We start from the raw sequence: 6,016 nt of genomic DNA on the forward strand, positions 1-6,016 counted from the left end.
CCCGGCCGCCCCGCCCGGGTGCTCGCCGCCGCGCCCGGGCAGCCCTGCACCGGCGTCTGGGAGCCGCTCGCCGCGCTCGTCCCCGGCCCCGGGGAGCCGGCCCTGCGGGTCGCGCTCGCCGAGTACGACCGGAGCCTGCGCTACCTGGCGCTGTGCGTGACGACCCTGGACCCGGAGCCCGAACCGTCCGAGGAGGCCGCCCGATGACCACCCTGCACGAGAGCCCCGCCGACGCGGCCGCGGCGGTCCGCCGCACCGCGCGCCAAGGCGGCCTGGTCGCCGCGCTCACCGCGCTCCAGGCCGAACTCGCCCCCGGCGCCCTGCCGCTCGGCCCGGCCGGCCACGCGCTGCTGCCCGAGGCGGCGGCCCGCGCGGCCACCACCGTCCGCCACGGCGGGCGCACCGCCCCCCGCGACCCGGCCGCCGAGACCGCGCTGCCGCCCGTACGGCTGCACGGCGAGACCCTGCTGCCGGTGCGCCACCCGCTGCCGTCCGGCGCCGCCGGCACCGACGACCGCTGGACGCTGGGCCTGGCCCGGCTGCGGCTCGGACTGTCCGAGGCACTGCTCGACTCCTGCCTGGAGTACCTCGGCGCCCGCACCTCCGGTGATACCCCGCTGCTGCTCCAGCAGCTGGTGAGGGGCAGCCTCGCCGAGGCCCTCACCGAGCACCTGATGCTGGCCGAACTGCTCGACGAGGACGCCGAGTTCGACGCCGGTCAGCTGACCGAACTGCACCGCACCATCACCCGCACCGACCGGAGCCTGCTCCGGCTGCTCGGCGGCCACGGCTTCCGCGCCGACGGCCCCGGCCAGAGCGCCCACGTCTCCGAGCTGCTCGCGGACGTCCACACCGGAAGCCCGGACGGGAAGGAGCCGACCCCGTGACCCGACTCGACGAACGGATCAGGACCCTCCAGCACACCGCGCGCGAGTGGGCGGACCAGATCCGCCCGCTGGTGCTCGACCTGGACGCCGACCCCGAGGTCGTCCGCGACCACCTCGACCTGCCGCTGGTCACCTACCTGTCCCGCACGCCGATCCCGCAGGAGCACCAGAGCGACCCGCTGGTGATCGACGGGCACGCCTACTACGGCACCGGCGGTCTGGAACGGGTGGTGTTCTGCGAGGAGATCGCCGCGGTCGACACCGGCATGCTGCTCGCCGCCCCCGGGCCCTCGCTCTCCGGCGTGCTGGTCCACCTGCTCGGCGACCCGGAGCAGCAGGCCTGGTTCTACGGCCGGCTGCTGGAGAAGCCCACCTGGACCTTCCTCGCGCTCACCGAACCCGAGCGCGGCTCCGACGCCGGCTCGCTCACCACCACCCTCACCCCCGGCGCCGACGGCGGCCCGCTGCTGCTGAACGGCGCCAAGAAGTTCATCGGCAACGCCGCCCGCGGCGAGCTCGGCGTGGTCTTCGCCCGCACCCGGCCCGGCCCGCTCGGCGTGGTCGCCGCCCTCGTCGAGACCGACCAGCCCGGCTTCAAGGCCGAGCCGTTCGGCACCGTCGGACTGCGCGGCAACCAGATCAGCGAGGTCGCCCTGACCGACGTCGAGGTGCCCGAGGAGCGGGTGCTGGGCCGCCACCTCTCGCCCACCCGGCGCGGCATGATGGGCGCCGTCCAGGGCTTCAACCGGCTGCGCCCCGGCGTCGCCGCGCTCGCCCTCGGCATCGCCCGCGGCGCCCACGAGTACGTGCTCGCCAACCGCCGCACCCTGCGCGCCGACGAGGCCGCCCGGGTGGAGCGCACCGCGCTGCGGATCGAGGGCGTCCGCCGCCTGGTGCGCCGCGCCGGGGTCGCCGTCGACCGGGACGAGCCCTCGCTCGGCCACCTCGCCTCCGCCGCCAAGGCGCAGGCCGCGCAGCTCGCCGAGGAGGTCACCACCGAGGCGCTGGAGTACTTCGGCGCCGGGGCCCGGCTGGAGCACCCGCTGCTGGACAAGTACGCCCGCGACGCCCGGGGCGTGGAGTTCATGGAGGGCACCCGCAACATCCAGCGGCTCAACCTCTTTCAGGGCCTCTCGCAGGGGAAGATCGACCGTGGCTGAGCCCGCCGCCCCCGTCGCGGGTACCCCGGGCCGGGCCGTGCTGCGGCTCGCCGGGCCGATGCTGCTGGCCGACGTGGTCGGCGTGCTGGTGCCGATCGCCGTGGTCGCCCTGATGGGGCGGATGGTCGGCGACGAGGCGCTGTACGTGCGGGCGCTGTTCATGCCGGTGGAGTTCCTGTTCATCGCGCTCACCACCGGCTTCGGGGTCAGCAACCAGGTCGCCGCCGCCATCGCGCACGGCGCCGGCGACCGCCGGGCGGTCACCGCGGTGATGCTCGGCATGGCCCGCCTCGGCCTGATCGCCGGCGTGGTGGTCAGCGTGCTGCTGATCGCCGCCGCGCCGCTGCTCGGCGACCTCCTGGACGTCTCCGACGCGGCCCGCGACGACTTCACCGCGTTCCTGCGCGAGATCGCCCCGGCCTCGGTCCTGCTGCTCGGCCCCGCGCTGACCGCCGCCACCCTGCGCGGCTGCGGCCTGGCCCGGCAGGCGGCGGCGGTCACCCTGCTGGCCGCCGCCACCGAGGTCGGCGGGGTCGCGCTGTTCGGCATCACCGCGGACCTCGGCGTGGACGGCGTGCCGCCGGCCGTCGCCCTCTCCGGGCTGGCCGGCACCGCGCTCGGCTGGCTGCTGCTGCGCCGGGCGGGCCTGGTCGGCCCGGCCGCCGGGAGGATCCGTCCGGCCCCGCCCAAGGTCGCCGCCGAGGAACTGCTCTCGGTCGGTATCCCGGTCGCCGCCTCGTACCTGGTGATCTTCGCCAGCAACCTGGCGCTGATGTGGGTGGTCACCCCGTTCGGCCCGCTGGTGCAGTCCGGCTTCGCCAACGCGGCGACCCTGCAGACCCTGCTGATCATGCCCGGACTGGTGCTCGGCTCGGCCATCGCCATCGTGATGAACGGGCACCGCGGCGCCGGCCGCACCGAACTGCTGGAGCCCACCCTCCGGGCCGGGCTGTGGATCGCCGCCGGCGCGTACGCGGTGCTCGCCGCCGCCGCCTACCTCGGCCGGCACCTGTTCGCCGACCTGATGACCGGCAACGCGGTGATCGCCGAGGAGACCGCCCGCTACCTGGAGGTGGTCGGGCCCAGCTACCTGCTGATGGGCTTCGTGCTGGCCGCCCTCACCGCGCTGGAACAGCTCGGCGGCGGACCGCTGGCCCTGGCCATGAACGCCGCCTACTTCGTCGGTGTGGCGGCGGTCGGCGGCTGGATCGCCCGCTCGACGCAGGACCCGGTCGGGCTGTACCGGACCATGGCGGGCTTCAACGGGCTCGGCGTGGTGGCGGTGGTGGTGACGGTCGTCTTCGTCCGCCGGCTGGTCGCCCGGGAGGGCGCGGCGGCGGCCGGCTCCGGGGACGACTCCGATTCCGCGGCCGGTCACGGTTCCGGTGCCGCGGCCGGTCCCGAGGGGCTCCCGCAGCCCGCCGACAGCGCCCGCTGAACGGCACCCGCCGGCCACCTTGCCAACACCCGACCACGCCCGACCACACCCGACCACGCCCGACCACACCCACCCCGCCGACACCCGACCCGAAGAGCACAGGGGGAACGCAGATGGCGCACCGGACACCGGACGCCGTGACACACCGGATCGCCTTCACCGGCGACCGCGCCGCCACCGGCCCGGCCACCTGGGGCCAGAAGCAGATCTGGCGGGACATCCAGTGGATGCTCCCCGACACCGCCTTCTTCAACGTCTCGCTGGTGACCCTCGTCCCGCCCGGCGTGAGCGTGCCGGACGTCCTGGAGCAGCTGGCCGAGCTGGTCACCCGGCACGAGTCGCTGCGCACCCTGGCGGTCATCGGCGAGGACGGCGAGCTGGGCCAGCGGGTGCTGGCCGGGGGCGAGATCGAGGTCGAGGTGCTGTCGCTGACCGGCGCCGAGCACGGCGCCGAGCTGCGCGAACACTTCACCGAGGCCGAGGGGCGGCTGCTGGCCCGCGGCTTCGACAACACCGTGGACGTGCCGTTCCGGGCCCTGGTCGGCGCCCTGGACGGCGCCCCGCAGGCCGTGGTGCTCTGCCTCTCGCACTTCGCCGCCGACCTGATCAGCACCCGGCTGCTGATCGGGGAGCTGACCGGACTGCTCGCGGCCCGCGCCGCCGGTGAGGCCCCGCCGGCCCGCCGCCCGGCCCGCGAGCCGCTGGAGCAGGCCGCGTTCGAGCTCTCCCCGGCCGGCGCCCGGCTGGAGGAGAAGGCGCTGCGGTACTGGCGCGACCAGCTCGACCGGGCCCCGGCGGACACCTTCCCCCGGCCGCCCGGCGAGTCGGCCGGCCCGCGGTTCTGGCGCGGCGAACTGATCTCCCGCGCCGTCCCGCAGGCCCTCCAGGCCGCCGCCGAACGGCACCGCACCAGCATCCCCACCGTCCTGCTCGCGGCCACCGCCACCCTGCTGGCCCGCTCCGAGGGGCTGAAGACCTGTGGGCTCAAGCTGGTGGTCGGCAACCGCTACCGGCCCGAACTGCGGGACGCCGTGGGCAATCTGACCCAGGAGGTGTTCGCCGCGGTGGACGTCTCCGGGGAGACCGTCGCCGAGGTGGTGAAGAGCGCCTGGTCGGCCGCGCTCGCCGCCTACCGCAACGGCCAGTTCCGCCCCGAGCGGGCCCGCGTACTGGCCGAGGAGGCCGGGGTTGCCGCGGACTGCCTGCTCAACGACCTGTGGTCGATGACCTGGGACGCCACCGCCCGCCCCACCGCGTCCGCCGCCGAACTCGCCGCGGCCGCCGAGGAGTCGGAGTTCCGGTGGGCGGAGCGCGGCGAGCAGGACGAGGTGGCGTTCTTCCTGGAGCTGTTCGACGTCTTCGGCGAGCCCGACCTGGTACGGATCGCGCTGCTCGCCGACACCACGCGGATGGCCCCGGAGCGGATCGAGGGCTTCCTCTTCGGCCTGGAGCGGCTGCTGCTGGCCCTGGCCGGGGGCGAGGTGGCACCGACCGACTTCCCGGCCGTCGCCGGGCTCGCCGTCCCCGAAGGGTCGTCCCGGTGACCGCCCGCACCCCGCTGATCGCCGCCCGTGCGCCTGGGGGCACCCGCGTCGTGGCCGCCGCCCGTACGCCTCGGCGGGCCGTGGGGGCCGCGGGCGCGGCGGCGACCGTCGAGGTCTGGCGGTTCCCGCTGGACCTCGACGAGGCGCGGGTCGAGCGGCTGACCGGACTGCTCGACGAGCGGGAACGCGGGCGCCTGGCGGCCCTGGAGGATCCCGAGCACCGCCGCCGCTTCGCCGTCTCGCACGGCTGCGTCCGGCTGGTCCTCGGCGGGCGGCTCGGGGTGCACCCGGCCCGGGTCTGGCTGCGGACGGGCCGTTGGGGCAAGCCCGAGCTGGACGGGGGCGCGGCCACCCGCCGGCTGCGCTTCAGCCTCTCGCACTCCGGCGACCTGGCGGTGCTCGCGCTCTGCCACGGCCGGGACGTCGGCGTGGACGTCGAACTGGTCCGCCCCGACCGGGACGTGACCCGCTTCGCCGCCCGCTGGTTCTCCCCCGAGGAGAGCGCGTGGGTGGCCGGGGCCCGCCCGCCGGAGCGGATCCGGCGGTGCCTGCGCCTGTGGACCCGCAAGGAGGCCTGCGTCAAGGCGGCCGGCGGCCGGCTGGTGCAGGGCCTGCGGCTCGCGGTCGGGACCGGCCCGGGGCCGCGACTGGTGGACGGTGCCCACGGCGGACTGCCCGGCACCTGGACGGTGGCGGGCCTGACGACGGGCCCCGGCCACGTGGGCGCGGTGGCGGCCGAAGGCGCCCGCCCCTTCCGGGTGGTGCACCGCCACCTGCGGGCGGCGCGGGGCGGCGGGGCCCCCGGGCACGCCCCCGATGACAAGTACGGCTCCCTGGACAGAAGCAGCGAAGACTGAGAAGGAGAACATCATGGGTTCGGTTCGCGTGGCCGTCGTGGGCGTCGGCAACTGCGCCGCGTCGCTGGTGCAGGGTGTCGAGTACTACAAGGACGCCGACCCGGCCGGCAAGGTCCCCGGGCTGATGCAC

The 6,016-nt window shown here is 76.1% G+C and carries 5 protein-coding genes and 2 pseudogenes; all 7 read left to right on the plus strand.

Features of this window, described 5'->3' with window-relative positions; all coding sequences use genetic code 11:
- A pseudogene (locus tag ACWEQL_RS40270) lies at nt 1–207 on the plus strand (hypothetical protein); the annotation flags it as partial.
- Nucleotides 204–887, plus strand: a complete 684-nt coding sequence (locus tag ACWEQL_RS40275; protein ID WP_452156245.1) for a hypothetical protein — start codon at nt 204–206, stop codon at nt 885–887. The pseudogene ACWEQL_RS40270 and the gene ACWEQL_RS40275, both read left to right, overlap by 4 nt.
- Complete coding sequence (locus ACWEQL_RS40280; protein WP_452156247.1) at nt 884–2,047, plus strand: acyl-CoA dehydrogenase family protein; 1,164 nt, start codon at nt 884–886, stop codon at nt 2,045–2,047. The genes ACWEQL_RS40275 and ACWEQL_RS40280 overlap by 4 nt, the downstream gene beginning before the upstream one ends.
- Nucleotides 2,040–3,485 carry an MATE family efflux transporter gene (locus ACWEQL_RS40285; protein ID WP_452156249.1) on the plus strand — a complete coding sequence of 482 codons (1,446 nt, stop codon included), beginning with the start codon at nt 2,040–2,042 and terminating at the stop codon, nt 3,483–3,485. The genes ACWEQL_RS40280 and ACWEQL_RS40285 overlap by 8 nt, the downstream gene beginning before the upstream one ends.
- A 113-nt stretch (nt 3,486–3,598) precedes the next feature.
- Nucleotides 3,599–5,029, plus strand: coding sequence for a condensation domain-containing protein (locus ACWEQL_RS40290; RefSeq protein WP_452156251.1), 1,431 nt, complete (start codon nt 3,599–3,601; stop codon nt 5,027–5,029).
- On the plus strand, nt 5,026–5,886 hold the full coding sequence (locus ACWEQL_RS40295) for a 4'-phosphopantetheinyl transferase family protein (protein WP_452156253.1): 861 nt from the start codon (nt 5,026–5,028) through the stop codon (nt 5,884–5,886). Before ACWEQL_RS40290 ends, ACWEQL_RS40295 begins: the two co-directional genes overlap by 4 nt.
- A gap of 13 nt (nt 5,887–5,899) precedes the next feature.
- A pseudogene (locus tag ACWEQL_RS40300) lies at nt 5,900–6,016 on the plus strand (inositol-3-phosphate synthase); the annotation flags it as partial.

Source organism: Kitasatospora sp. NPDC004240 (assembly GCF_053603215.1).